Annotated in this window: 25 protein-coding genes, 1 pseudogene and 1 CRISPR repeat array; of the genes and pseudogenes, 13 read left to right on the plus strand and 13 right to left on the minus strand. The window is 60.8% G+C overall.

The annotated features are described in order from the left end of the window. Positions 1-137 precede the first annotated feature (137 nt). Genes cas6 through cas2 form a run of 8 tightly spaced genes read left to right on the plus strand, consistent with a single transcriptional unit; the run spans position 138 to position 9,426 of the window. Positions 138-950, plus strand: a complete 813-nt coding sequence (gene cas6 / locus FR699_RS10930; RefSeq protein ID WP_158855437.1) for a CRISPR-associated endoribonuclease Cas6 — start codon at positions 138-140, stop codon at positions 948-950. Then, entirely contained in the window at positions 937-3,108 is a 2,172-nt protein-coding gene (gene cas8b / locus FR699_RS10935) for a type I-B CRISPR-associated protein Cas8b/Csh1 (protein ID WP_158855438.1), read from the plus strand. Before cas6 ends, cas8b begins: the two co-directional genes overlap by 14 nt. Before the next feature lies 1 nt (position 3,109). Further along, the gene (cas7b, locus tag FR699_RS10940; protein ID WP_154552739.1) at positions 3,110-4,189 is read left to right on the plus strand and encodes a type I-B CRISPR-associated protein Cas7/Csh2; all 1,080 of its coding nucleotides are present in this window, start codon (positions 3,110-3,112) and stop codon (positions 4,187-4,189) included. Positions 4,190-4,191: 2 nt separating this feature from the next. Beyond that, positions 4,192-4,995 (plus strand): type I-B CRISPR-associated protein Cas5b, encoded by an 804-nt coding sequence (gene cas5b / locus FR699_RS10945; protein WP_158855439.1) that lies wholly within the window; start codon positions 4,192-4,194, stop codon positions 4,993-4,995. Further along, positions 4,996-7,590 (plus strand): CRISPR-associated endonuclease Cas3'', encoded by a 2,595-nt coding sequence (locus FR699_RS10950; protein ID WP_158855440.1) that lies wholly within the window; start codon positions 4,996-4,998, stop codon positions 7,588-7,590. Then, on the plus strand, positions 7,587-8,165 hold the full coding sequence (gene cas4 / locus FR699_RS10955) for a CRISPR-associated protein Cas4 (protein WP_158855441.1): 579 nt from the start codon (positions 7,587-7,589) through the stop codon (positions 8,163-8,165). The genes FR699_RS10950 and cas4 overlap by 4 nt, the downstream gene beginning before the upstream one ends. Before the next feature lie 3 nt (positions 8,166-8,168). Then, a complete protein-coding gene (cas1b, locus tag FR699_RS10960; RefSeq protein ID WP_154552735.1) occupies positions 8,169-9,161 on the plus strand; it encodes a type I-B CRISPR-associated endonuclease Cas1b in 993 nt (330 codons plus the stop codon). A 1-nt stretch (position 9,162) separates the two neighbouring features. Further along, positions 9,163-9,426, plus strand: coding sequence for a CRISPR-associated endonuclease Cas2 (gene cas2 / locus FR699_RS10965; protein WP_154552734.1), 264 nt, complete (start codon positions 9,163-9,165; stop codon positions 9,424-9,426). Positions 9,427-9,528: 102 nt separating this feature from the next. Continuing rightward, positions 9,529-11,661: a CRISPR direct-repeat array (repeat unit 21 nt; unit sequence GTTTCAGACGGACCCTTGTGG). Positions 11,662-11,805: 144 nt separating this feature from the next. Here cas2 and FR699_RS10970 read toward each other — a convergent pair. Continuing rightward, a complete protein-coding gene (locus tag FR699_RS10970) occupies positions 11,806-12,774 on the minus strand; it encodes an inositol monophosphatase (RefSeq protein ID WP_370454791.1) in 969 nt (322 codons plus the stop codon). Between the two features lie 175 nt (positions 12,775-12,949). Between FR699_RS10970 and FR699_RS10975 the strand changes: the two genes are divergently transcribed. After that, positions 12,950-14,470, plus strand: coding sequence for a hypothetical protein (locus tag FR699_RS10975; RefSeq protein WP_158855442.1), 1,521 nt, complete (start codon positions 12,950-12,952; stop codon positions 14,468-14,470). Positions 14,471-14,476: 6 nt separating this feature from the next. Here FR699_RS10975 and FR699_RS10980 read toward each other — a convergent pair whose 3' ends face one another. Beyond that, complete coding sequence (locus tag FR699_RS10980) at positions 14,477-14,698, minus strand: hypothetical protein (protein ID WP_158855443.1); 222 nt, start codon at positions 14,696-14,698, stop codon at positions 14,477-14,479. 129 nt (positions 14,699-14,827) lie between these two features. Here FR699_RS10980 and FR699_RS10985 point away from each other — a divergent pair, with 129 nt between their 5' ends. After that, positions 14,828-15,196: a hypothetical protein gene (locus tag FR699_RS10985; protein ID WP_158855444.1), complete on the plus strand. Its 369-nt coding sequence runs from the start codon at positions 14,828-14,830 to the stop codon at positions 15,194-15,196. A 13-nt stretch (positions 15,197-15,209) separates the two neighbouring features. Here the strand turns inward: FR699_RS10985 and FR699_RS10990 are convergent, their stop codons facing one another. Beyond that, complete coding sequence (locus FR699_RS10990) at positions 15,210-15,656, minus strand: TIGR00725 family protein (RefSeq protein WP_154552730.1); 447 nt, start codon at positions 15,654-15,656, stop codon at positions 15,210-15,212. Between the two features lie 99 nt (positions 15,657-15,755). Here FR699_RS10990 and FR699_RS10995 point away from each other — a divergent pair, with 99 nt between their 5' ends. After that, the gene (locus FR699_RS10995) at positions 15,756-16,088 is read left to right on the plus strand and encodes a cupin domain-containing protein (RefSeq protein WP_158855445.1); all 333 of its coding nucleotides are present in this window, start codon (positions 15,756-15,758) and stop codon (positions 16,086-16,088) included. A gap of 41 nt (positions 16,089-16,129) precedes the next feature. Here FR699_RS10995 and FR699_RS13355 read toward each other — a convergent pair. Beyond that, positions 16,130-16,243, minus strand: a pseudogene (locus FR699_RS13355) (class I SAM-dependent methyltransferase); the annotation flags it as partial. A gap of 186 nt (positions 16,244-16,429) precedes the next feature. Between FR699_RS13355 and FR699_RS11000 the strand changes: the two are divergent. Continuing rightward, positions 16,430-16,687: a hypothetical protein gene (locus tag FR699_RS11000; RefSeq protein WP_199268316.1), complete on the plus strand. Its 258-nt coding sequence runs from the start codon at positions 16,430-16,432 to the stop codon at positions 16,685-16,687. Positions 16,688-16,935: 248 nt separating this feature from the next. Here the strand turns inward: FR699_RS11000 and FR699_RS11005 are convergent, their stop codons facing one another. The 3 genes from FR699_RS11005 to FR699_RS11015 all read right to left on the minus strand — a co-directional run bounded on the left by FR699_RS11005 (position 16,936) and on the right by FR699_RS11015 (position 19,845). Next, entirely contained in the window at positions 16,936-17,442 is a 507-nt protein-coding gene (locus tag FR699_RS11005) for a hypothetical protein (protein WP_158855446.1), read from the minus strand. A gap of 5 nt (positions 17,443-17,447) precedes the next feature. Next, positions 17,448-18,005 carry a hypothetical protein gene (locus tag FR699_RS11010; RefSeq protein WP_158855447.1) on the minus strand — a complete coding sequence of 186 codons (558 nt, stop codon included), beginning with the start codon at positions 18,003-18,005 and terminating at the stop codon, positions 17,448-17,450. A gap of 505 nt (positions 18,006-18,510) precedes the next feature. After that, on the minus strand, positions 18,511-19,845 hold the full coding sequence (locus FR699_RS11015; protein ID WP_158855448.1) for a glutamate-1-semialdehyde 2,1-aminomutase: 1,335 nt from the start codon (positions 19,843-19,845) through the stop codon (positions 18,511-18,513). A 103-nt stretch (positions 19,846-19,948) separates the two neighbouring features. Between FR699_RS11015 and FR699_RS11020 the strand changes: the two genes are divergently transcribed. Next, on the plus strand, positions 19,949-20,590 hold the full coding sequence (locus FR699_RS11020) for a cyclase family protein (RefSeq protein WP_158855449.1): 642 nt from the start codon (positions 19,949-19,951) through the stop codon (positions 20,588-20,590). 21 nt (positions 20,591-20,611) lie between these two features. On the opposite strand, the gene FR699_RS11025 is transcribed toward FR699_RS11020, so the two are convergent. From FR699_RS11025 to hemB, 6 genes are all read right to left on the minus strand, one after another. Continuing rightward, positions 20,612-21,265 carry a DUF998 domain-containing protein gene (locus FR699_RS11025; protein WP_158855450.1) on the minus strand — a complete coding sequence of 218 codons (654 nt, stop codon included), beginning with the start codon at positions 21,263-21,265 and terminating at the stop codon, positions 20,612-20,614. Between the two features lie 84 nt (positions 21,266-21,349). Further along, positions 21,350-21,808, minus strand: a complete 459-nt coding sequence (locus FR699_RS11030) for an Lrp/AsnC family transcriptional regulator (protein WP_158855451.1) — start codon at positions 21,806-21,808, stop codon at positions 21,350-21,352. A gap of 15 nt (positions 21,809-21,823) precedes the next feature. Next, positions 21,824-22,177: a P-II family nitrogen regulator gene (locus tag FR699_RS11035; RefSeq protein WP_154552720.1), complete on the minus strand. Its 354-nt coding sequence runs from the start codon at positions 22,175-22,177 to the stop codon at positions 21,824-21,826. Next, on the minus strand, positions 22,174-23,529 hold the full coding sequence (locus FR699_RS11040) for an ammonium transporter (RefSeq protein WP_158855452.1): 1,356 nt from the start codon (positions 23,527-23,529) through the stop codon (positions 22,174-22,176). The genes FR699_RS11035 and FR699_RS11040 overlap by 4 nt, the downstream gene beginning before the upstream one ends. A gap of 351 nt (positions 23,530-23,880) precedes the next feature. After that, positions 23,881-24,246 carry a P-II family nitrogen regulator gene (locus FR699_RS11045; RefSeq protein ID WP_158855453.1) on the minus strand — a complete coding sequence of 122 codons (366 nt, stop codon included), beginning with the start codon at positions 24,244-24,246 and terminating at the stop codon, positions 23,881-23,883. Positions 24,247-24,312: 66 nt separating this feature from the next. Then, positions 24,313-25,293: a porphobilinogen synthase gene (hemB, locus tag FR699_RS11050; RefSeq protein ID WP_158855454.1), complete on the minus strand. Its 981-nt coding sequence runs from the start codon at positions 25,291-25,293 to the stop codon at positions 24,313-24,315. Between the last annotated feature and the right edge of the window lie 64 nt (positions 25,294-25,357).

The raw sequence follows: 25,357 nt of genomic DNA on the forward strand, positions 1-25,357 counted from the left end.
AAGGTCGCGGTGACGGGCGAAACCTTGTCTCTTAAGGGCTTCACTTTCACCTTGATACAATGAACCTTATTACAGAGCCGTCTGATTTCGAGGGCGCAATGCTGACAACTAACCGACGCGAGGTAGGGTGACTCTGGATGCGTGTACTCGCCCGCTTGCGGGCACGAGCCGACGCGGCTTATGACAACGCGTATCATCACAAACTCCGCGGGCGACTCTGGGGAGCGCTCGACGGGACAGCATATGAGGCCAGTCACGACGAAAACCGCCCGAAGGCGTTTACGTACTCGAACCCGTTTCCGCCGGGCGACATGGAGGAAGGTGACGAACGGACGCTACTCGTCGCCTCGCCGGAGGAAGAGCTACTCGCCCACGTCGCCGCCGATCTGAAGGACGACCCCGAGTTGAATATCGGCGAGATGCCATTCACCGTCGAGGAGCTTACGCCACTCTCGCCCGATGTCGGCGAGCCCGGAACGAACGGGACCATTTCGACTGGAACCGGCGTGTTGGTTCGGATTCCGCCCTGGCGTTTCGCGGAGTACGGGATCGACACCGAGCACGACGAGGCTGAGTTCTGGCGGCCCGAGCATTCGATGGAGCCGTTCCGCAACCAGATCGAGGCGAATCTGGACAAGAAACACGATCTGTTCTGTCCGGACTATCTGCCCGGACCGAGCGAAGTCGACGGCGAGTTGTTCGACGGCTACGAGTTGCTCAAGACCTTCGCGATCCCGGTGACGCCGACGACTGGCGAGACCGAGACGTGGGTGTTGAGCAAGTGGCGCTTCGAGTATACTGTTCGGGACGACGACCATCGACGGCACTTGAACCTGCTGTTGGATGTCGGGATCGGCGAACGGAATTCGCTCGGGTTCGGGTTCGTGAACATCGTCGACAAGACAGAAACAGGCGAGACGGAACTGGAGGGCGAGAATGCTTTCGCCTGATGAATTTCGCGAGGAGTACCCACCGGAGCGACTGGACGACGAGCTTCCGGACACGCCGATCACGTCGCTCCGGACGATACAGTACCTCTACGGAAAACTTTACACGCTCGCGACGGCGGGCGGTGGGACATACGGCCCCTATCTCACGCCGGACGAAGCGGGCGATCTCATCGACACCGACGACAGCCTGATCGTCGTCCGCGTGGATCTGAGCGGTGAGCAACCAGTCCTCGCCACGGACGGTAGCGGCCCCATTGAGGTCACCCGCTACAGTGCCGACCTGGTCGAACGCGTGGGCCACTGCAAGTATCCGGCTGCAGCGGGCATCGATCACAGTATCACCCACCAGGCGGGCCGGAACAGCGACCCCGAGAAACTCGCCCGCTATGCGAAAGAGCGCCTCACGAAATGGGCGACCGATCCGGTCGTCCAGGAGGCTTCAGGCGACCACGAGGACGGCTGGATCGTCGAGGCACTGGCGACACTCGGCGAAGACGATGACGCACTCGACCGTATCGAGGACGAACTCACCACCAAACTCGGCGGCGAGTCGACGACTGCACTGCTCACTGTACGGGTCAAAACCGAGCCCGACGGTGAATACCAGTGGCCCGGTGATCTCGACGTGTTCAAGGAGGCGATGCGCCAGCGCAAGCTCTCGAAACTCGTCACGAAGAACAAGGCCGACGATTCCTCGGGCGAGGCGACCGATCTCGTCACCGGACAGCGAACACGGACCGTCGGCACGTCCGAAGACCCGCAGAACTACTTCCTGGGCAAGCAACTGGAGAAGTTCCCTGGCCTCGATATCGAGGAAGCCTGGCGAACCCATTCCATCTCCGAAGACGCGGCAGTGACGGTGATGAACGCCGAGACGTTCGTCGAGGCCTGTAAATACCCAACCTTCGGAGCGAAGGTGTACTACCTGCCATACTTCTTCGGTCGGGCATCGACCGAGGAGATCTACGAGTTGTACAATCTGCTGTACCAGGCCACAACAGAGGATGACGACCTGACGCCAGTCGAGAAGGCCTACGAGGACTTCCAGGACCAAGACGACACGGCGCTCCGATTCTACGTCTCGGCAGTCATGCCACACCAGATGTCTCGCTACGACGTCTTCGGTGAGACACTGAACGGGCGGCTGCTCTATCCCCGGGATCTCGCCAGACATCACAATCGGATCGTCAGCGACACCTCGGCGTTCAACACTGACACGGACTGGAGTGCGCCGCTTCCGACCAACGAGAACTGGGGACTGCTGACAGCAGACACCGAAGCACTCCACTCAGTCTCGTCGGGATGGTACTTCTACCAGACGTTCGCGGAACGCGACGACGACGAAGCCGACGCCGACGACCCACGGATCGAGGCGCTCGTCAGCGTTCTCGGCGGGGATGCCATCGCCGTCGAGACGCTCCTCTCGGAGTACGTCGACCGGATCATCGCTGACGAAGACGACGATGACCTTGAGGGATTTCCGTCGTTCCGAGTCGCCTCACAGTTCGCCCAACTGTGCGCTCTGGCGACCGAGACACTCGATCTCCTGACGACCGACGACCCAGGGAAGCGACCGATCACGATCGAACCAGACTACGAGGTAGACATAATGGAATCACTCGAAGACATTCAAATCATCCCAGACGGCGGCCATCCCGCCGCACCGAAACTCGAATCGTTCATCGAAGACACGCCTGCGATCGCGCGAACGTCAAATGCTGACGAAGTGCTCGATGAGGCTGACGCAGAGCACCGCCAATCGGTCAGAAACCAGCGTCGAGGCGCGTTCATGCTCGGTGCTCTCGTCGGGGAGGTCGGGAGCTATCAGGAGTACAGCGAAGATCGGTCGACGACGCTCGTCGATCAGTTCCCGGTGAAGTCGATCACGCAATCCCGGGTGAAGAAAGTCACACGCGAAGCGATCGGCAAGACGCTCACCTACACCCGTCAGGAGAAGAAAAGCGGCGGCAGTTTCCCGGGCACGAAATTCGAACACGTGGTCGAAGAACTGCGGAAGACGATCGTCAAGCCCGACCCAGACGACTGGGACATCGATACCGAGGACCTCCGGTTCTACTACGCCCTTGGCGTGACGTACGGATTGAACGACCATCCCGAATGGGACAATCAAGCTGACGACACCGAAGAGGACATCTAACATGAGCGAATCCACACAGACCGTCGAGAACCGTTCCGAGATCGTGTTTCTGTACGATGCCGTCGACGCAAACCCAAACGGCAATCCACTGAGCGGATCGAACAGGCCGCGTATCGATCCCCAGACCCAACAGGCTATCGTCACGGACGTTCGGCTGAAGCGGTATCTTCGCGACCAGTTGGACGACGACGGTCACGGCGTCTACATCCGGAACGTGCAAGACGAGGGCGAGCAGTACACGCGCGCAGAACTCCTCGAAGACCGGCTGAAGGCCGTCGATCCCGACGATTACGACCTCGATGACGACGAGGAAGCGGCGCAGTTCCGAGACGATGTCTTCGGAGAGTACCTCGAAGAGAGTGCAGACGTGCGGTACTTCGGAGCGACGATGTCCGTCGATACGGACAACGCCTACGCGAAACACCTCCCGGACCACTTCACTGGTCCAGTCCAGTTTTCGCCAGGCAAGTCGATCCACGCTGTCAACGAAAACGAGGAATACGACAGTCTCACGAGCGTTATCGCCACTCAGGAAGGGAAAGAACAGGGTGGATTCGACCTCGACGACCACCGCATCCAGTACGGGCTCATCCGATTCCACGGACTCGTCGACGAACACGGGGCCGCCGATACAAATCTCACGCGAGCGGACGTAGAGCGTCTCGATACGCTCTGCTGGCGGGCGATCAAGAACCAGACCATCAGTCGGAGCAAAGTCGGCCAGGAGCCACGTCTCTACTGTCGGGTCGAATACGGGGAGGAGAGCTATCATCTCGGCGGCCTGGACAAGGATCTCACCCTCGACGACGAGGCCTCGAAGGACCACGACGAACTCCGAAACATCCGCGATCTCACGCTGGACATCGATGATTTCGTGGATCGGATCTCGAATGCCAGCAACCAGATCGAACGCATTCGAGTCGTGGCGAGCGATGTCCTGAAGGTTTCTCACGGGACCGACAGCGGTGGGCCGGACCTCCTGTACGACGCGCTTCGAACGGCAGTCGGAGCGGACCGAGTCGATGTCGTCGATATCTACGACGAGTACCCTGAAACGCTGCCACAGAACACTGGCGAGTGACCATGGATCAGGAATCGCCGAATCGGAGGGCCGGGATTCCCGGTGAGAGCGACGGCGATTTGGATCGCTGTCTGTCCTTCGAGATTCGGGGTCCGTGGGGACACTTCCGACGCGTCGAGGGGAATATCGTCAAACAGACCTACCGAATCATACCGCGAACGACGGTCGCCGGGTTGATCGCGGCGATGCTGGGCATCGAACGGGACGGGTATTACGACCTGTTCGGACCGGACGTATCCGCGATTGCCATCGAACCCGTCGAGGAACTGCGGACGGTCAACATGCCGATGAACACCCTCTCGACGGCAGCCAGTGACCTCACCTCACTCAATCCACGTGGGAAGATCAGCATCAAACTTCCCAATCCCACGAAACTCCGCCAGCAACACAACTACGAGGTACTCGTCGACCCTGCCTACAGGATCGACGTTGCGCTCGCTGACGACGAACGGTACGAACAGCTTCGTGAAACACTGGCCGCCGGGAAATCTCACTACGTCCCGAGTCTCGGTCTCTCCGAGTACCTCGCCGAGATCGACTACCTCGGGGAGTTCGATGTCGAACCTGGCCCGTCTTCTGGGACCATGGCCGTCGACTCGGCTGTGCCCGACGCGATGGACGACGTCGTCCTCGATTCCGAGACCCGCTGCCAGATCGAACAGTCGCCGGCGTTCATGGCCTCCGACGGGGGCGGACGGACGACCACTGAGTACACTGCGTACACTTACAATCCCGACGCAGAACCCTTGCAGGTCAGGGACGTACAAACCTCGCGAGTGGACGACCGGACCGTGGTGTTCGTCTGAATGGCAGAACCGTATTCCCATCCGCCCGAGGACGGGCGTGAAGGGGTCGCACTCGAAGCCCATCTTTCCGACGTCGCCGACCGCGTGGCACACGTCGTCCCTGACGATGCGACCACCCCGACCGACGAATCACTGCGATCTGTCGTCGAAACGCTGGCCTGGGTTCACGACTTCGGGAAAGCGACGACCTACTTCCAAGAGTATCTCCTCAAAGACCACGACGCTGACCCGCCGATGCTTCGGCATCACGCCCCGATCGGGTCGTTCGCGGCTTACCAGGCCCTCGACACGCAGGGGTTCGACACCGAAACGTGTCTGGCGGGCTTCGTCGCCGTGGCGAAACACCACGGCAACCTCCCGAACGTTGCGGAGTACGTCGTCGATCGAACACACCGACGAGACGGCGCTTCGAGACAGAACAGCGTGGAAAAGCGTCAAACGGTGGTACTCAAACAGATCAAGGACATCTACGACAATGTCCCGGATCTCGCAAAGAAGGTGTTCGAGAACGCGACTGGTAGTGCCGAGGGCTGGGAATCGTTCGTACGAAAATATCAGTCGGGGTCGCTACTGAGTGAGATCGAAGAAACGGTGGGAACGGAGACGGCCGGTCGCGGCGTCGACCCGGATACACTCTCCTCGTCGTGCTACGGGCTCGTCTTGCAGTGCTGGAGTGCACTCGTACTCGCAGACAAAACCAGTGCCGCCGGTGCAACGAACGAATCGGAGACGTACACACCCAGACAACCGGGATTAGAGACGCTTTCCGAGTATATCGAGGATCTGGAGGCTGGCGTTACAGCCGATACGGACGGGACGAAAACCGAGCGCCTGAACTTCCATCGATCGGAAGCCCGGAAAGATGTACTCGACAACGTGGCATCGTTCGCCGAGAGTGGAGGGGGCATTGGGACACTTACGCTCCCGACAGGAATGGGCAAGACGCTGACCGGATTGTCGGCCGCATTCGCACTCAGGGACGCCCTTGATGGCGATCGCGTGGTGTATGCGCTTCCGTTTACGAGCATCATCGATCAGGTCGTCGACGAGATCGAAGCGATCTATGAGACCGACACGGCAGGACGACTCTTCACTGCCCATCACCATCTCGCCGAGACGACGATTCGCGATATCGACGATCAGTCCGCCGACGATGCCGATCGGAACGACGACATCGCAGGGATGCTCGGTGAAAGCTGGCGGGCGGGCCTAACTGTCACGACGTTCGTCCAGTTGTTCGAGAGTCTGGCCGGACCGCAAAACAGGCAGTCGATGAAGCTCCCGGCACTCCGTGACGCCGTCGTCATCCTCGACGAACCACAGAGTCTCCCGCTGGACTGGTGGAAACTCGTTCCACGGCTCGTGGATGTTCTCACCGAGCAGTACGACGCGACGGTGATTGCGATGACCGCCACACAGCCACGACTGTTCGAGGACGAATTCGAACTCGTGGACGACCCGGACCGATATTTCGAAGTCGTTCGTCGCGTCTCCTACGCTCTCGACGAATCGACCGAGCGGTATATCGAGTCTCAGAGCGAGCCGAAACCCTACGCAGCAGCTGCCAACGAACTCCGTGAAGTCGTCGAATCGGGACAAACTACGCTCGCCGTTTGCAACACCATCGACAGTGCGCGAGAACTCACAGAGCAGGTCGGCGACGATGGCTTTGTCGATGTTGGTCGCCTTTACGACGACGAACTACAGAACCAGGGGACAGTTGAGGATGTTGATCCTGTAGAGATCGCGAAAAACGTTGCAGCGACCGACGATAATGCACTCCTTCACCTGTCGACTCGACTTCGACCAGCAGATCGCCTCACGTTGATCGAGACGGCGAAAGAGCTCACCGAACGGGACCATCCAACGCTTACGATCTCGACACAACTCGTCGAGGCCGGCGTCGACATCAGCTTCGATCGAGTGTTTCGCGACCTTGCTCCGATCGACAGTATCGTTCAGGCAGCCGGCCGGTGTAACCGATCCTTCGAGCGCGAACAGGGAGTCGTCACTGTCTGGTGGCTCGACGTGCCCGACGATCAGTCGAAGACGCCGGCCGAAGCCGTCTACAATCGGGGGACGACCCTGCTCCCCACCGTCGCAGATACACTCCGACAGATCCGGGACGAATCCGGATCGCTTTCCGAGATCGACGTAGCTCGAAGGGGCGTAGAGCGGTATTTCGAACGGCTACGAGAGGACAAGGATGTCGGGAAGCAAACGTACGCCGACTGGGTTGACGACGCGAAAGCGAAAGAACTCGGAACTATTTCGCTCATCGACGAACAGCTTTCGGCAGAGATCATCGTCAGTCGCACGCCTGCTGAACGGGAGCGGGCGGAAGCGATACGGAACGCCCAACACAATTTCGAATTCGAGGAACTGCGCCAGTTGCTTGACGAGACGAAACCGTTGCGTATCTCGGTCCCGTATTACTCCGAAGATAGCGAGACCGCCGACGCGATCACAGATCTACCCCCACTCGTCGAGGACGAAGGAATATACGAACTCGACGTACAGCAGAATCCGTCACACTTCGATCGAACGACGGGCTTCGTCGTTCCCGAGGCGAGCGTCGATCACCAGTTCCTATGAGTGGATCCGCTGACGATCGAACCGGAGAAGCCGATCCCGTCGATCTCCTGCTTGAATCCGCCCGCGACGAGGCCGTCGAGTCGCCGTTTCACGTCACCGGCGTGATGATGCAGTATTACGAGGTCTGTGAGCGCGAACTCTGGTTCGAAAGCCGGGACATCGAGATCGACCGGGAGAACCCGAACGTCGTCCGTGGCACGCACGTCGACGAGACGGCCTACGACGAGAAACGACGGAACCTGAGTATCGACGGCCGGATCGCGCCCGATTTACTCGACGACGGTCGCGTCGTCGAGGTGAAACCGTCCTCAACGTTGGTCGAACCCGCCCGCCTCCAGTTGCTGTACTATCTCTGGTATCTCGATCGGGTCGTCGGTGTCGAAAAGGAGGGGGTGCTGGCTCATCCAACCGAACGGAAGCGTGAATCAGTCGAGTTGACAGACGAAAATGAACAGCAAGTCGAAGACGCGATTCGTGGAATCTACGACGTTGTTCGGAGCGACACGCCACCGCCTGCAAAAGAAAAGCCGTTCTGTGAGTCGTGTGCGTACCACGACTTCTGCTGGAGCTGTTGACCCATGAACGACAACTATCACATTTTCTCGGACGGACGGGTCGAGCGGCATAACGACACCGTACGGCTCGTCACCGATGACGACGAGAAGAAGTACCTTCCAATCGAGAACGCCGAAGCGCTGTTTCTCCACGGGCAGATCGACTTCAACACGCGAGTGATCTCGTTTCTCGACGATCACGGCGTGGCGATGCACGTCTTCGGCTGGAACGACTACTACTCGGGGTCGATCATGCCCGAGCGCGGTCAAACGTCAGGTCAAACCGTCGTCGAGCAGGTTCGGGCCTACGACGACGAAGCCCACCGGGGTAAAATCGCTCGCGAGATCGTCGACGGGAGCATTCACAACATGCGGGCGAACGTCACCTATTACGACAACCGGGACTACGACCTCGATTCGACGCTCGATGCACTCGACCGTCGTCGTGAAGAGATACAGTCCGCCGAGTCCGTCGAGGAGGCCATGGGTGTCGAAGCAAGTGCTCGACGGGCCTACTACGGGATCTTCGATCAGATCCTGCCGGAAGGCTTCGTCTTCGGGGGTCGAAAGTACAACCCGCCGAACAACAAGGTGAACAGTCTGATCTCCTTTGGGAACAGCCTGGTCTACGCGAACATCGTCTCGGCGATCCGGGCGACGGCACTCGATCCGACGATCAGTTATCTCCACGAACCCGGCGAGCGACGGTACTCACTGGCGCTCGATCTCGCGGACCTGTTCAAGCCGGTACTGACTGATCGCGTGGTGTTTCGCCTCGTGAATCGGGGACAACTGTCCGATGACGACTTCGATTCGGAGATGAACGCGTGTCTACTCACCGAGACCGGGCGAGAGACGTTCTCCAAGGAGTTCGAACAGACACTCGATCGGACGATCGAACACCCTCGTCTTAACCGAAAGGTGAGCTATCAGTATCTCCTTCGAGTTGAGGCGTATAAACTCAAGAAACACCTGTTGACTGGCGAGCCCTACGAATCCTTCGAGCGGTGGTGGTAACGTGGTGTACGTCGTCGCCGTCTACGATGTCGAGGCGGATCGAACGCGCCTCTTCTTGAATTTCCTGCGCCGGTATCTGACTCACGTCCAGAATTCGGTGTTCGAGGGAGAGATCACGGAAGGCGATCTCGAAGAGATCAAGCGAGAACTCGATTCGATGTTGGAGGCCGGTGAATCCGTAATCGTCTACCGGATGAGCTCCGAACAGTACGTCTCGCGGACGGTCTATGGCGAAGACCCGACGGACGACAGTCACTTTCTATAGTGTCGTCATCGACCCCCCGGGTTTGAGGGGCCATTGCGGGTCGACGAAAATACTAACTCCCAGGCGCAGGTATGACGCTCTATATGGTCGATTTCGGCCATGGTTTCAGACGGACCCTTGTGGGGTTGAAGGTACGTTCTCAGTTACCTCGGGTGACTCTCAAATGAAGTTTCAGACGGACCCTTGTGGGGTTGAAGGCCTCCTTGGATACGATGTTGACAAGCAAGGGTATATCGTTTCAGACGGACCCTTGTGGGGTTGAAGGTTTGAGTCTGCACCGGATTTTGACACCCACACTTGTTGTTTCAGACGGACCCTTGTGGGGTTGAAGGGGTCAGCAGAAGGTGCCAAGCAACTCAAGCACGATAGTTTCAGACGGACCCTTGTGGGGTTGAAGGACTCCACGGGAGAATATACTCAAATAACTCCGGTAGTTTCAGACGGACCCTTGTGGGGTTGAAGGCATTCCGGGCTTCAGCGTATCTATAACCTGTTCGTGTTTCAGACGGACCCTTGTGGGGTTGAAGGATGATCGGGACGAACGGCGGGGAGAGCACGAGCCAGTTTCAGACGGACCCTTGTGGGGTTGAAGGGTGATAGGCGAGGTTAGTCATCGGCGACCCCCTCGAGTTTCAGACGGACCCTTGTGGGGTTGAAGGACTTGCGCTAATGGTTTTGCCAAGTTCTTCCTGCTGGTTTCAGACGGACCCTTGTGGGGTTGAAGGGTCGGCGGCTTTGTACCATTCACCCTCCTTTTTGAGTGTTTCAGACGGACCCTTGTGGGGTTGAAGGCATTGACAAACGGAGACTCCCAATCAATGTTGCTGGGTTTCAGACGGACCCTTGTGGGGTTGAAGGCCTTGTGGCGAGTCCGTCGTTGATGGATGCTCGCACGTTTCAGACGGACCCTTGTGGGGTTGAAGGACGTAGACTTCCCGGACGTAGTACCCATCTGCCTGGTTTCAGACGGACCCTTGTGGGGTTGAAGGCCCGCGATCATCCATATCATCCTCGGCGCTCTTGCGTTTCAGACGGACCCTTGTGGGGTTGAAGGTGAGCAACCGGCGCGACTAATCGCACTCAAAGCATGGTTTCAGACGGACCCTTGTGGAGTTGAAGCGTCCCTGCCTCCGCTGCTCCGGGAGACAGTGAGACCGGTTTCAGACGGACCCTTGTGGAGTTGAAGCAACGACAGCGGACAGCATGAGCTACGATTTGCGTGTTTCAGACGGACCCTTGTGGAGTTGAAGCAACGTGAGTTTGAGATTAGCACTGAAAGCGACGTTGGTTTCAGACGGACCCTTGTGGAGTTGAAGCCAATCCTAACCACTGGCCTTGCAGTTTCGACTAAGAGTTTCAGACGGACCCTTGTGGAGTTGAAGCGAGACGTTGCCCACGTCAAAGTACGTCTCATTTGCGTTTCAGACGGACCCTTGTGGAGTTGAAGCCTGATCGGCGATCCGGGCGTCGGGAAATCCGTGGCGCGTTTCAGACGGACCCTTGTGGAGTTGAAGCGCACCAACTACCGATATATTGGCCAGTTTCGGCGTAGTTTCAGACGGACCCTTGTGGAGTTGAAGCGTCATCAATGAACCGGATGTAATCAGTCCCGAGCGGTTTCAGACGGACCCTTGTGGAGTTGAAGCGCACCGAAGGAAGCGGCCAAGAGACTTCGGAATAGAAGTTTCAGACGGACCCTTGTGGAGTTGAAGCGCTATCATCCATTATATCCGTCCGGCGGTTTTTGATGGTTTCAGACGGACCCTTGTGGGGTTGAAGCTATCGGATGCTTTTGTCGCCCAGGCATCACACCCTTCGTTTCAGACGGACCCTTGTGGGGTTGAAGCAACCGACCTTCGAGCAGTGTGCCTTCTGTGCTGGAAGTTTCAGACGGACCCTTGTGGGGTTGAAGCCCCACGGAAACAATCTCAGACCTGAACGATGGGCTTGGTTTCAGACGGACCCTTGTGGGGTTGAAGCCGCCCCTGTAAGTGTTTGGGTGTAGAGGTAGCTGTGGTTTCAGACGGACCCTTGTGGGGTTGAAGCAAGAAAGTCCGTCTGTTGCCTGGGGACCGAACGGAAGTTTCAGACGGACCCTTGTGGGGTTGAAGCTGCGACATCTCTTGCAGTTTATGTCGAAAACCTCCGTGTTTCAGACGGACCCTTGTGGGGTTGAAGCGAGGACGGCCCGCTGGCCCTGCCACTGTTTGATTGGTTTCAGACGGACCCTTGTGGGATTGCACCTTCACACGTCGTGTTTGTGCGGGCCACTGAGCGGTCGAGGGTGCTGAAACGAACTCGTGTCTTCGTCCAGGCCTACTGTTCCTGGTGCTGCCCCGAGCCACGTTCAAATACTAATATTCCTTAAAAGTGAGTCGTCTAGTTCTCTTTGGCGGCTTCGATCTCTTGGGTTGCTTCGAGGACGAGATCGTGTGCACCACCGTTCGAAGCGACCAGGCCCGTGCTGTCCGGTCCCCAGGCGTCGCCGTTCAGGTCTGTCACCGTCCCGCCGGCCCATTCGACCATCGCTGCACCGGCGATCGTGTCCCACGGGTTCGTTTCGAGATTCGTGATCGCGGCTTCGATCTCGCCGGCAGCGACGAGTGCGAGTGCCAGTTGTGTCGAGCCGACCCGCCGGAGATCACTGAAGCGCTCGACGACGGCACGCGCCGCGACGGCGAACTGCTCACGGCTGTCGAAGCCCCAGAAGTACGTCGGTGCGACCATGAACCCGCTCGGGTCGGTGCGGTCGCTCACACTGACGGGTTCGCCGTTCCGGCGAACGCCTTCCGGAGTGCCGACGTAGGCGTCGTCCAGCGCTGGGGCGACCGAGGCGGCTGCGACCGGCTCGCCCTCTTCGACTGCAGCGACACTGGCACACCAGAGACGGTTGCCCCGGGTGAAGTTGTACGAGCCATCCAGTGGATCGACGACGAACGACAGTCCCGAGTCAGGCACTTCCTTCGCTGCGTCACCTTCTTCTCCGACGATCGTCGCATCGGGCTGTAGTCGTTCGAGCGTGTCCATGATCGCCGCCTGCGCCCCGCGGTCTGCTTTCGTCACGACGTTTGCCTTCGTGTCGTCTTTGTATTCGACCTCAATATCTCGGCGGAAGAGATTGGCTGCGACGGCGCTGCCGGTTACTGCTGCCTGTTCGACGACTGGCGCGTAGTCGGTATCGGTTGGCATGGGTGTCGGTTGGGTTTCGGTCGCTGTGTTGGTCTCCCGTTGCTCCGTCTGGAGGGATTCGGTTGTCTCCTGGCCCGAGGAACAACCAGCGAGCCCGATGCCCGCCCCGCTCGCTACGATCCCTTTAATATACGATCTCCGGTTAAGTGAGCGGACCATCGGCCAATTTTACCTATTTAGGCCAAATAAATGTTTTCTTTATATATTGAAACGTACTAAAAACACAGTGGCCGTGGTGGCCTGGGACCGGTAGCGGAACACGGCGTGGTGTGGTGGCCGGCGCGCTACTGGTCGACCCACCACGTTCAAGGGAGCCGACAAACAAGCCGCGGGCATGTCAGCCTCGGCGCTCGCCGCTGCGGTCCGTGAGGCGCTATCGGTCGATCACGAGGCGTTCCTGGCCAGAGCCGACCAGGAGGCCCACGACCTCAAAGCGGAGGTCAGGGCAGGGACGTTCGACAACAACCAGGCGATCGTCGGCTTGGAGTTCGAACTGTACGCGGCCGACGAACAGACCGACGCCCTCCGGCGAGTCCCGCGGCAGTTGCTCGAACGCATCGGCTTCGAGAAGGAACTCGGCCTGCACAACGCCGAAATGCAGACCAGTCCTCAGCCGTTGAACGACTACGGGCTCGACGCCCAACAGCGGGAGTTACAGGCCAACCTCGCGCCGGCCCTCGAACGGGCCAACACCGAGGACATCCGCCTGGTCAGTGACGGCCTGTGGACGGTGCCGCCAAACGGTGAGACAGCCACCGCGTATCTCTGTGACTCCGTTGCAGAGGACGGCATCCGCATCGGGACGAACATGTCTGACAGCGTCCGGTATCACGCAATCGCCAACACCGACTACCCGTGTGCGTTCGAACTCGATGCCCCACACGTCTCGGTGCAGGCAGACACCGTGATGCCCGAGAGTCTGATCACGTCGATCCAGCCCCATTACCAGATCCCTCACGCCCCCGACCTCCCGACGTATTTCCAGTACGCCCTGCGGATCGCTGGCCCGCTGCTCGCCCTGGGTGTGAATTCCCCGTTCTTTCCACCGGAGTGTTACGACGGAGACGCCCGCGATCGCGAGATCGTCGCCGACGCCCACATGGAACACCGGATCGGTGTCTTCGAGTCCGTCCTCAACCCGCCCGACGGCAGTGACGTCCAGCCGAAAGTCACCTTCCCCCGGGACCTCGAATCCGTCGAGGAAGCTATCGATCGCATCGTCGCCGATCCGTTGATCGTCCCGATGGACGTCGAGACCGGCCAACGCTTCGACGATCGCTTTGCTCACGTCCGACACAAACACGGCAGTTACTGGCGCTGGATCCGGCCGGTCTTCGACGGGGCAACGCGGTCGGACGCCAACGCCCGCATCGAATTTCGACCCCTGCCCGGCCAGCCGACGATCAGGGACGCGGTGGCCTTCGAAGCGGTCTTCGGCGGCCTGTTGGAGAGCCTGCCACGCCGGGACCACCCCGTACGGGATCTCGACTGGGAGACGGCACGGGAGAACTTCTATGCGGCGGCCCGTGATGGGCTCGAAGCGGAGTTGACCTGGCTCACGGACGACGGCGAGACGACGGCCATCGAGGAACTGTACGCCGACCTCTTCGAATACGCCCGGGACGGACTCGAACTCCGGGGTCTCTCGACCGAGCAGGCCCAACGATACATCGAGCCACTCCGCGAACGCCTCGACCGGCGGTTGACACCTGCCCGGTACAAACACGACATCGTGAGCCAGCAGGTCCAGGCCGGGGTACCGCTGGGTGAGGCGATCTGGGGCATGCAGTCACAATACATCGCCCGGCAGCGCGAGACGCTACTGGAGGGAACCTTTGTCGAGTGGCTGGCCTGAGAGCTGTTATCGACGTCTGACGAACGCTAGCCAGCGCTGCCAGACACGTTCACGAAGGTCTTCGGTGAACCGCCAGACGACGTATACGGGGATGACATAGTAGGCGGCGAAAGCGATGACGAATGGGGCCCCCAACCAGAAGCCCTTGGGCGGGTACAATTGCATCCAGGTATGGATAGAGACAAACCACAATGTGGTCGCCAAAAACAGGAATTCGATCCGATCCATAGTTCACCGATCACATCGAACTCTCAAAAGAGTATTCTATTCAATGCCAAGAACGTCCTCGGTGCCGACAGTCAAACCGAACGCAAACTGAGGGGAAACGCACTTGCCGTCGCTGGCCGGGAATAGCGTATGGCCACGGCACGGTTCGGCGTCGATCCGCGGCGGATCGCCGTTAACGGCGGACTTGGCGTGACGATGGCACTGTTCGGGGCGTTTCTCGTGGGGTCCTGGCGAGCGCTCACGAGTGAGACAGTTCCCGTCACTGAGATCGTCTTTACCCTCGCGGTCTTTTTCGTCTCGGCCCTGTTCTTCCTCTCGACGGTCGACCGATCGGCGCGAAGCCAACACCAGGGGCCGATCGCGGTCGGTGGCGCGCTCTTGGGTATCGGTGTCGCCCTCTTCGTCCCGCCCGTCTGGAGTGACCTCTCGGTCGTTCAGCTCCTTACGTATCCGTTCGTGCTGCTGTGGGTCTTCGCGCTCGTGGCGACCGGCGAGTGACGCCGCCGTCTCGTCACTCCTGTCTTCCCTGTTCGACGTATTCGACGGCCGCTCGCGGCGACGTGACCGCCTCGACGCCAGCAACGTCGTGGGTCTGTAGACCCGCAACCGGCTTGCCAGCGTCCAGTGCCAGTGCGATCTCCGAGAGCGTGCCCGTTCCCCCGTCGATCGCGATGGCGGCGTCCCCGTTCATGACGACCAGTGCGTTCCGGGCGTTGCCCAACCCCGTGGCGATCGCCGTCTCGACGTACTCGTTGGCCGCGGATCGATCGTCCCCCGGAAGGATGCCGATCGTATGGCCGCCGGCCTCGCTGGCCCCGCGACAGGTTGCCTTCATCACGCCACCGCGCCCACCACAGACGATCTCGTGGTCGCGCTCGGCCAACAGTCGGCCGACAGCACGAGCCTGTTCGGCCAGTTCCGGGCCGACTGTGCTCCCGCCGATGACGCTGACGCGCATAGTGGGAGCTCACTGCCCAGTTCCGTAGCCCTATCGGTCGCTCCGGTTGCCGAATATGTTCACCAGCAGCCCCAAGCGTGGGCCGGCCGAACGACGGGTATGAGCGACAATCAACTCGCGGACTTGGCCGGATCGGCACTCGAAGTTGCGGACTTGCTGGACTATCAGGACGGGGCGATCGTCAGCCGAACCTTAGTCGACCGGGAGGCCGCGACGCTGACGGTCTTTGCCTGTGACGAGGGCCAGACGATCAGCGAGCATACGGCTCCCCACGAGGCACTCCTGCAGGTGCTCGATGGCACGGCACGCGTCACCATCGACGGGACCGACCACGAACTGACGGCGGGCGAATCGATCGTCTTTCCCGCGGATACACCTCACGCCGTCGCTGCCGAGGAGCGGTTCAAGATGTTGTTGACGATGGTTCGATAGATCGCTTCGACGGCGCGTTCGGGGGCGGACTGTTCAGGGGTCCGAAAGACCCGAATCGTGTCCCGATTCGTCCGTTCACAGACGATCTGGGCCAGCCTCAGATCTGTGAAAACATCCTTCCAGTCGCGACGATAGAGCGGGAAGTCGTTCACGACGGATCGGTTGTTCCGACGGCATCTGTCTCTTCGGTCGTGTGGTGGTCGCCGATTCAATTATGCTACCTTAGCGTATCAACGCTCAAAGTATCATATTCAGAGTACGATCATGGAAAATACTATCGTCGATGCGGAGATATAACGGGGACGGGACAGTGGTGGTACGACGATCACGGGAACGACGTGATGGGCCTCACGACGGGCGAGACGCTGATCGCCGGCGAGTGTAAGTTCACGCAGGCTCCGCTCGGGTACGACGCATTCTCCAAGCTCCAGAACCACGTCGAGGAACTCCGATGGACGCCCAAAGACGGAGGCAATCGGGTCGAGACGTATGCGCTCCTTTCCCGGAGTGGGTTCATGTCGGCAGTCGAAGAAGCCGCTGCGGAACGCGACGATCTGAAACTGTTCAGTGCTGAGGATGTCGTCGAGGTACTCACATGAGCAAGTTTTGGGATGATGGAGCGGAAGGACTGCGTAATCGTCATTGGCTCTTCCCTAACTGAGCGAAACAACGGTCAGATTCTAGATATTATTACTGGTTGCCGTGCAAGATGAAGCGCGCGTATTCAGCACGAGCGGTTGTGTCCATTCCTCGATAGCGACTGTTTCACTATGTCCGGCAAGACCTTCGTGCCTTCATCAAGCACCACGAGCACATGAGAGAACCGGATTCGTGAGGAGCGGCTGTCTCACTGAACGTCTTCCTTCGAGACGCTGGGGATGTCGTCATCCCAGTCGATCACATCGAGGATGTCCACGAGATCATCGATTCGTCGATCAAAGACATTGAGCGGATGGACATCGAGAAATGCTGCACGCTCTCGTTGTACTGTCTCCCCGTTGTAATCGATCTGGAAATGACACTCTCCGAGATCCATATGGGTTTCGTCCTGATGCCATCCGAGCATGAGTTCACGTTCTGACTCGACCCACTGAATAGAATAATAATCGTGGGCGGCGTCCGCGGGAAAATCGAACGAGACTTGCAGCTCAGCTTCCTCGGCAGGGTAGGACGTCCCGAGGAACACGCTGGGAGTGATCCTCGCCTGGACGCCGACTTTGTTCCCTTCTGAGGTATGATACCAGACCTGTTCAATCGGCGACGTCTCGTCAGTGGCCTGGGTCTGAAGTTTGTTGTGGAGTCGCGTGAGGAGCGTCCGTGTATCGAGGTTCGCGCGATTAGCGAGGAAGATCATCGGGACTACTGAGTGAGTGAGACTGAAGAAGTCGAGGACGCGTTCCCTCCGGGATAGAGCGACCGAGCATCGTCGTAGAGTTCCAGCGCGTGCTTGAGGAGTCGTTTGTTGTCCTCGTGGCGCTCCCACTGACGGAGTACGCTGTTGCGGTCCCGAACAGCTTCACTGGTAAGCTCGTTGTCGGCCAGCGTCGATTCGAGTTCGTCTCGGGATTCGACGTCGAATTCACGCTTCCATTCGTCGATTGTCTCTTGGATCGTGGCGATCTCCTCACGCAGTTCCTCGCGCGTGTGACTGTTGATCAACTCGGCCACTTCGTCGAAATAGCGTCGCTGGTAATTCGGCGCGTACTTCGTGTTTCCGTCGTCACCCTCAATGGCGTGGATTTGCCCGAATTCGACGAGCATCTCCAACTCGTCTTTGGCGGTCTGCCAGGCGGAGACCTGCGCCTGGTCGCGCACCCACTCGACGGATTGCGGTTCGGTGAGCGTCGTTGCGATCTCCCTGACGCGTTCGCGGGCCGTCATGTCCTTCGTCCACGATTCGAGACCCTGGTCTGTCATATCCGATAGTAGTCTCCACACTCTATTATAGTTTTGGATGGATCACGGATATACGAGAGTGGGAAGCAATCTTGATACAGCGAAGGGGCCTCGGCGTCGATGGCGCTTCGCGCCGTCTGCCCGTGGCGTCGATAGTGATTCAAAGAAGTTCTGGGTACAACTTCAGCGAGACATGCCGCGTTCAACTCTGTAGACGGTGGACTTGTAGCCCGATATACCCAGAACTTCGCTTAGGTACTATCGATCTTCCGAACGACCCCAAGGCACTCGGCCTGCTCCGCCTGTAGAGGCATATCCCGCTCAAGAATAGTTATCGAGACCCAATGAAAGTGCCAGCGGTACGTTAGCAACTCACATGTAGGTTGTTCCGCAGTTCAAGATGCGGGACGAACATTACTCGCTTGCTAAGCCCACACTCTGCACAGGTCGATCCTATAATTTCGAGAGGAATACCGCTGTTTCGCTGTCTTCGGAAAGAACCTTGTTGCCTCAGGCTGACGCCGCGCTACAACGCTTCCTTGTACGCTTCAAGCGCTTCCTCGATGTCGCCCTCAGTATGAGCGGCAGAGACGAACTGTGACTCGAACTGGTTGGGGGTGAGGAACACACCCTCCTCCTTCATCGCCGGCCAGAACAGGCGCTCCCAGCGCTCGGTCTCGGCGCGATCGACGTCGGTCCCGTGTTTCGGACAGGTCTCGTAGCTCGGACAGGATTCCCGCTGGCGACAGCCCGATCCGCAGTGGTTCTCGCCATTCTCGCCGTCCCGGGTGAAGATCACCTTGAACATCGAGTCCGTCCCGACGACGGTGTACTCCGGGGCTCGATCCTCGACGATATCGGTCAGGCCCGCCCGCATCTGCCGGCCGAGGTCGTTGACCTGTTCCCAGACGTTGTTCTCTGTCGCGTACCGGAGTGTCTCTAGCCCCGCGGCCATCGTCACCGGATGGCCGGAGAAGGTGCCCGACTGGAAGACGTCGCCGGCGGGCGTAAACTGTTCGATGATCTCGCTTTTCCCGCCGATCGCACCCACCGGGAAGCCGCCGCCGACGATCTTTCCGAACGTGGTCACGTCGGGCTCGATCCCGAACTTGCCCTGGGCACACTGCGGGCCGCCGACTCGGAAGCCCGTGATTACCTCGTCGAAGACGAGCAGCGAGCCGTACTCGTCACAGAGGTCCCGCAGGGTCTCGTGATAGCCCTCCACGGGATGGACGATGCCGTGATTGCCCAGAATCGGCTCGGTCAGGACGGCCGCGATCTCGTCGCCGTGGTTCTCGAAGACGCCCTCGACGTATGCCTCGTCGTTGAACGGGACCGTAATCGTGTGCTCGGCGAAGCTCTCGGGAATGCCCGGGCTGGAGGGCTGGGTATGGTGACCCTCGCCCTCGACGAGGGTCGACTCCTGAGCGCCGTGATAGGACCCCTGCATGATGACGATCTTGTCCCGGCCCGTATAGCCACGGGCCAGCCGGACGGCCGAAACGGTCGCTTCGGTCCCCGAGTTGACGAACCGGACCATCTCGACGCTGGGGACGTGGCGCGCGACGAACTCCGCGAGTTCGACCTCGACTTCGGTGGGCGTGCCGTACATCGGCCCTTCGGCCGCGCGCTGCTGGATGGCCGACTGGACTTGCTCGGGCAGGTCGTGACCCAGCAGGAGCGGGCCATACCCCATCACGAAGTCGAGATAGCGATTGCCGTCGGCGTCGATGACGTGGCCGCCGTCGCCGCGCTCGACGAAGAAGGGGTACGGTTGGATCGCCCGGACCGAGGAGTTGACCCCGCCCGGGGCGACCGACAGCGCGCGATCGTACAGGTCCCGTGAGCGATCGTGGTTCATGGGCGGCGGTTCGGCCGGCAGTCGAAAGTACTTGACGACGAACGCGCCCCGATCGTTCGCGGGGTGCCCGTGGCTTTACTGTGCCTGCCGTCGCCGTTCACGTATGCGCGATCTCACCCACCCGATCGAGACCGGGATGCAGACCTATCCCGGCGATCCACCCGTCAGCGTCGAGCCGGTCGCCACCCACGAGTCGGATGGCTATCGAGAGTCCCGTCTCTCCTTGGGCTCACACACTGGCACGCACGTCGACGCCCCGGCCCACATCGTCCCCGGCGGTCGCACGCTCGACGAATTCGATCCCCAATCGTTCGTCCGGACCGCCCGCCGGGTCGACTGCCGGGATGTCGAGGCCCGCGAGGCGATCCCGGCCGATCGCGTGCCGAAAGTCGAATCGGCAGTCGACTGTCTCGTGTTCTGGACCGGCTGGGACGACCACTGGAACACCGACCGCTACCTCGATCACCCGTCTCTCTCGCCAGCGGCCGCCGAACGCTGTGCCGACCAGGACCTGGCGGTCGCACTCGATACGCTCAATCCCGATCCGACACCCAGCGACGGGGCCAGCGATGCCGAGCCCGAGGGCTTCCCGGCCCATCACGCACTGCTGGGATCGGGGCTGTTGCTCTTCGAGAATTTGCGGAACCTCGGGGCCGTCGACACGCGGTTCGAACTCCGGGCGCTCCCGCTCAAAATCGACGCCGATGGTGCCTCGGTTCGCGCTGTCGGAGTCGATCGCTCCTGATCGGGAGAAATCAGCGGCATCTCACGTCCGTGGGTCACGATCGGAATGCTCGTGTGCGGTTCCGATGAGCCACCCACCGAAGACGATCGTCCAGCACTGAATCGGGAGACTCACCACCCGTTCGAGCCCGCCGCGTCCGAGTGGCGTCTCCCCACCGAGTACCAGAAAGGCCAGCAGTGCCACCAGCGCGCTCGCACCGAACAGGACCGATAGCCAGCGAATCGCGCCTCGTGTCTCCCAGGCCGCAAAGAGGGCCGTCAGACCGCCACCGGCGAAGGCAACCAGTGCGGCGATGGCGTGTGGACCACCGACGTCCAACGGAAACACGGCGACCCCGACGACACCGGTCCCCGTTATCACGAGTGCACTCGCCAGCCGTCGGCCGAGTTCCGATCGAGCCACGGTACCGGCCAAAACCACAAGCACGCCGGAAAGTGCCATCGCCAGCGTAAACACCGCCGCGGCAGGCTGGAACCGTTCCCCCGACGGCCCGGTCGCCCCGAGTTCGCTGATCGTCTGGGTGTGTATCGAGTAGTCGGGATACAGCGCTCCAGCAACCACGATGCCGACCGTGATGAGCGTCCCCGCGACAGCCAGCGCTTCACCGGCCAGTCGACGACGGCCAGCCTCGTCTAATTCGGAAAGCAATGCCACGGCCCAACGATGTCGGCCCATATGCGACGTGTATGATCAACTGCCAAAATATCGTCGACCGTTCGACGGCTACGGCCAAGCGCCCACCCGGATCGACTGGGTGATTCAATCGTCCGAGTCGCCCAATCGAATCGGCTCGCCCGCCCGAACGGTGTCCAGCACCACGTCGACGGTGACCGACCGGACCGTCGGCTCGGTCAGCAGTTCGGCCACCTTCCCGTGCATGTCGTCGGTATCGCGGACGGTCCCGACCAGGATGCAGTCGTCCTCGCCGGTCACTTCGTATGCCGAACGAACCCAGGGATAGTCCCCGAGCGTCTCGCCGACGGTTTCGGTCGACTCGCCGACCCGTAGTCGGACGACGGCGGTCACGTCGTACCCGAGTTCGTCGTAATCGACCTGGGCAGTGTAGCCTTCGATGACGCCGGCGTCTTCGAGGGCTTCGATCCGACGATCGGCCGTCTCGACGGCGACACCCGCCTCGCTGGCGAGTGCCTGGATCGACGCCCGACCGTCCGCCATGAGGGCATCGACGAGCGCGCGATCGGTGTCGTCTATGTCCATGGCGTCCCCGTGTTCTCAGACTGCTTCGGGGCCGCTCTCGCCGGTGCGGACCTGCACGGCGTCCTCGACGGGGAGGACGAATATCTTCCCGTCGCCTTTCTCGCCGGTGTGGGCCGCCTCCCGGATCGCCTCAACCACGTCCTCGGCAGGGACTTCGGAGACGACACACTCGATTTTGACCTTCTGGAGCAGGTCGACCACGTACTCTTCGCCGCGCCACTGGCCCTTCTTTGCGGCCTGGGAGCCCCGGCCAGACACCTGGGTTACCGTCAGCGAGGGGGCTCCGATCTCCGCTAAGGCCTGTTTGACGGCCCCCAGGCGATCGGGCCGGATCATCGCCATAATCAGCTTGATGTCGTCGTCACTCATTCGTGTTCACCTCCGTTGGGCGAGCGACCGCCGTCGGTCCGGACTTTGCCCCCGTCGGGACTGACAGTCGGGCCGCTCCCGATCGAACCGGGTTCGCCGCCGACGAACTCGGGGTAGACCGTGACGCCGTGTTCGCCCTCGTCGAGGCCGACGGTCTCCTCTTCGTCGGTGACTCGAAGGCCGAACAGCAGGTCGGCGAGGCCGAAGGCGATCACGCTGCCGATCACGGCCCAGAGGCCGATCACGACCACGCCAACGATCTGCATCACGAGCTGCGTGCCCGAGAACCCGGCCGTCGCAAAGACCGGGATCAGCGCCGTGCCGAGGCCGCCGGCCATGCCGTGGACGGCGAAGACGCCACACACGTCGTCGATCTTGAGCGTGTCGACGGTGAACCGGAACGTCGGCAGCACGAGTGCCCCGGCCAGCAGGCCGAGGATGAGGCCGCCCCACCACTCGACGTGGGGGACCGCGCCGGTGACGGCGACGAGTCCGGCCAGCAGCCCGTTTGCGGTCCACAGCGGATCCGGCTTGCCCTGCCAGTACGACGAGACTGCCATCGCAGCGATTCCACCGCCGCCCATGCCGAGCGTGGTGTTCAGCGCGACGCGGCCGAGTTTGGCACTCAGCAGTTCGCCGCTGGCGTTGAAGATCGACGACGTCCCGACGTTGAACCCGTACCAGCCAAAGGCCAGGATCAGCGTCCCGAGAACGGCAAGCAGCATCGAGTGGCCGGGGATCGGCTGGCTGTTGCCGTTGTCGTCGTAGCGGCCCTTGCGGGGACCGACCATGTACGCGCCCACGAGCCCGGCGATCCCGCCGAGCATGTGAACGACCGTTGCACCGGCGAAGTCCTGGTAGCCGGTGCCGATCGCTTCGCCGAGGAACCCGCCCGAGGCCAGCAAGCCATCCCACCACGCGAACGCCTCGCTGACGGGGTAGATGAACGCGGTCATCACGAAGGCGACGACGACGTAGGCCCTGAAGTCCATCCGCTCGGCGACCGCGCCGGAGACGATCGTCGCCGCCGTCATCGCGAAGACGGCACCGACCAGCCAGGTGACCCAGCCGCCGGGGCTGCCCCAGTAGGCGAAGGCGGCACCGACGTCGATGCCGCCGCCGCTGGTCGCCGGGCCGACGATCCCGGCGATCCCGTACCCCAACAGGAAGTACGCGATCACGCCCAGCGTCCAGTCGGTCATGTTCTTCATCAGGACGTTCCCGACGTTTTTGGCCCGCACCTGTCCGGCCTCAAGCAGCGCGAACCCGGGCTGCATGAAGAAGATGAGAAACGCCACCGTCAACGCCCACACCATGTTGATGCCGCTGGCTATCTCACCACCGACTGCCATCTACGACACCTCCATTTCAGCGTTCGACGCTATTTCTGCTATTCCGTCTGCTTTTCTGCCGTATTCAGCAACGTTCGTGGTTGCCATCTCGGTTCGGCCCCAGGAACAGATGGTATATAATTCCTTGGGTGAACGCGTTTTTATTTCGGAGGCATAATAGGACAAGTGTCCAAACTGCAATAGAATATTATCTGTATAAGGTTGTTGTTCGTCAAGTGGTCCCATCGAGTACTCCGGCGAACTGGACGATCGTCGAGTGGGGGAGCCATCGCTGTCGCGTTCAAGCAGGTCGAAACGGCGCGCGCGCCGGATCCAATCGAAAATGTGGGGGCCGAGCGTCGGGGTCGGCGATCAGAGCGCGTCGACGCCGCGGTCGCCGGTCCGGACTTGAATCGCGTTGCTGACCGGGAACACGAAGATCTTGCCGTCGCCTTTCTCGCCCGTGTGGGCACCCTCTTCGATCGCTTCGACGACGGTCTCGGTCTGGTCGCTCTCGACGACACACTCGACTTTGATCTTCTGATGGAGGTCGACGACGTACTCTTCGCCGCGCCACTGGCTCGTCTTGGCTGGCTGGGAACCGCGACCGGAAACCTGGGTGACCGTCAGCGACGGCGCGCCGGCTGCCGCCAGCGCGGCTTTGACCTCGCTCAACTTCTCCGGCCGGACGATCGCCATCACCAGTTCGAGGTCGCCGTCGGCATTCTCAGCTGCCATGATCTTGACTGCCAGGCGTGACGGCATAAAACTCACTGCCGGCGTCGAGACCGGGTTCGGGGTAACTCAGAGGTGCGTGGCCAGGTCCTCGGCGAAATACGTCAGGATCAGGTCCGCGCCGGCCCGTTTGATCGAGAGTAGCGACTCGTACGCGGTTTCCTCCAGATCGAGCCACCCCTGCTCGCTCGCGGCGTGTACCATTGCGTACTCACCGCTGACGTTGTAGGCCGCCACGGGATGGTCGAAGCGCTCCCGGACGTCTCTGACGATATCGAGGTACGGCAGTGCGGGTTTGACCATCAACACGTCGGCACCCTCCTCGACGTCCAGTTCGACCTCGCGCATGGCCTCGCGGGCGTTGGCGGGATCCATCTGGTAGTGGCGGCGGTCGCCGAAGGCGGGTGCGCCGTCGGCGGCATCCCTGAATGGGCCGTAGAAGGCCGACTCGTACTTGGCGGCGTAGCTCATGATCGGGACCTCGGTGTGGCCGGCCTCGTCCAGTTCCTCGCGGATCGCCCCGACCATGCCGTCCATCATCGCGGATGGGGCAACCATGTCCGCGCCCGCTTTGGCGTGTGAGACGGCTGTCCGGGCCAGCACGTCGAGGCTCGCGTCATTGTCGACCGTCAGCGTCGGCTCCCCGCGAGCGTCTGCTTCGAGGATCCCACAGTGGCCGTGGTCGGTGTACTCACAGAGACAGACGTCGGTGATGACGTAAGCATCCGTCTCCCGGGAAATCTTTCGGACCGCCTTCTGGACCACGCCGTCCTCGACCCAGGCACGGGATCCCTCGTCGTCTTTCGATTCGGGCACGCCAAAGACGATGACGGCCTCGACGCCCGTCTCGCGGATTTCTGCGACGCGCTCGGCGGCCGCACTGACGGGCACGCGCTCGTGGCCGGGCATCGTCTCGATGGGGCGGCGTTCGTCGGTCGTCGCATCCACGAAGATGGGGGCGATCAGATCCGACGCCTCCAGGTCGGTCTCGCTGAGGAGGGGTCTGATCCCGTCGGTTCGGAGGCGGCGTGGCCGAGCAGACTGATTCATGGGCTATCGTAGCCGTCTCGGGGCCAAAGCCGTGACGCTTAGCCGGCGAGTTGTCGTCTATCAC

The sequence above is a fragment of the Halorhabdus sp. CUG00001 genome (assembly GCF_009797925.1).
Classification (GTDB): domain Archaea; phylum Halobacteriota; class Halobacteria; order Halobacteriales; family Haloarculaceae; genus Halorhabdus.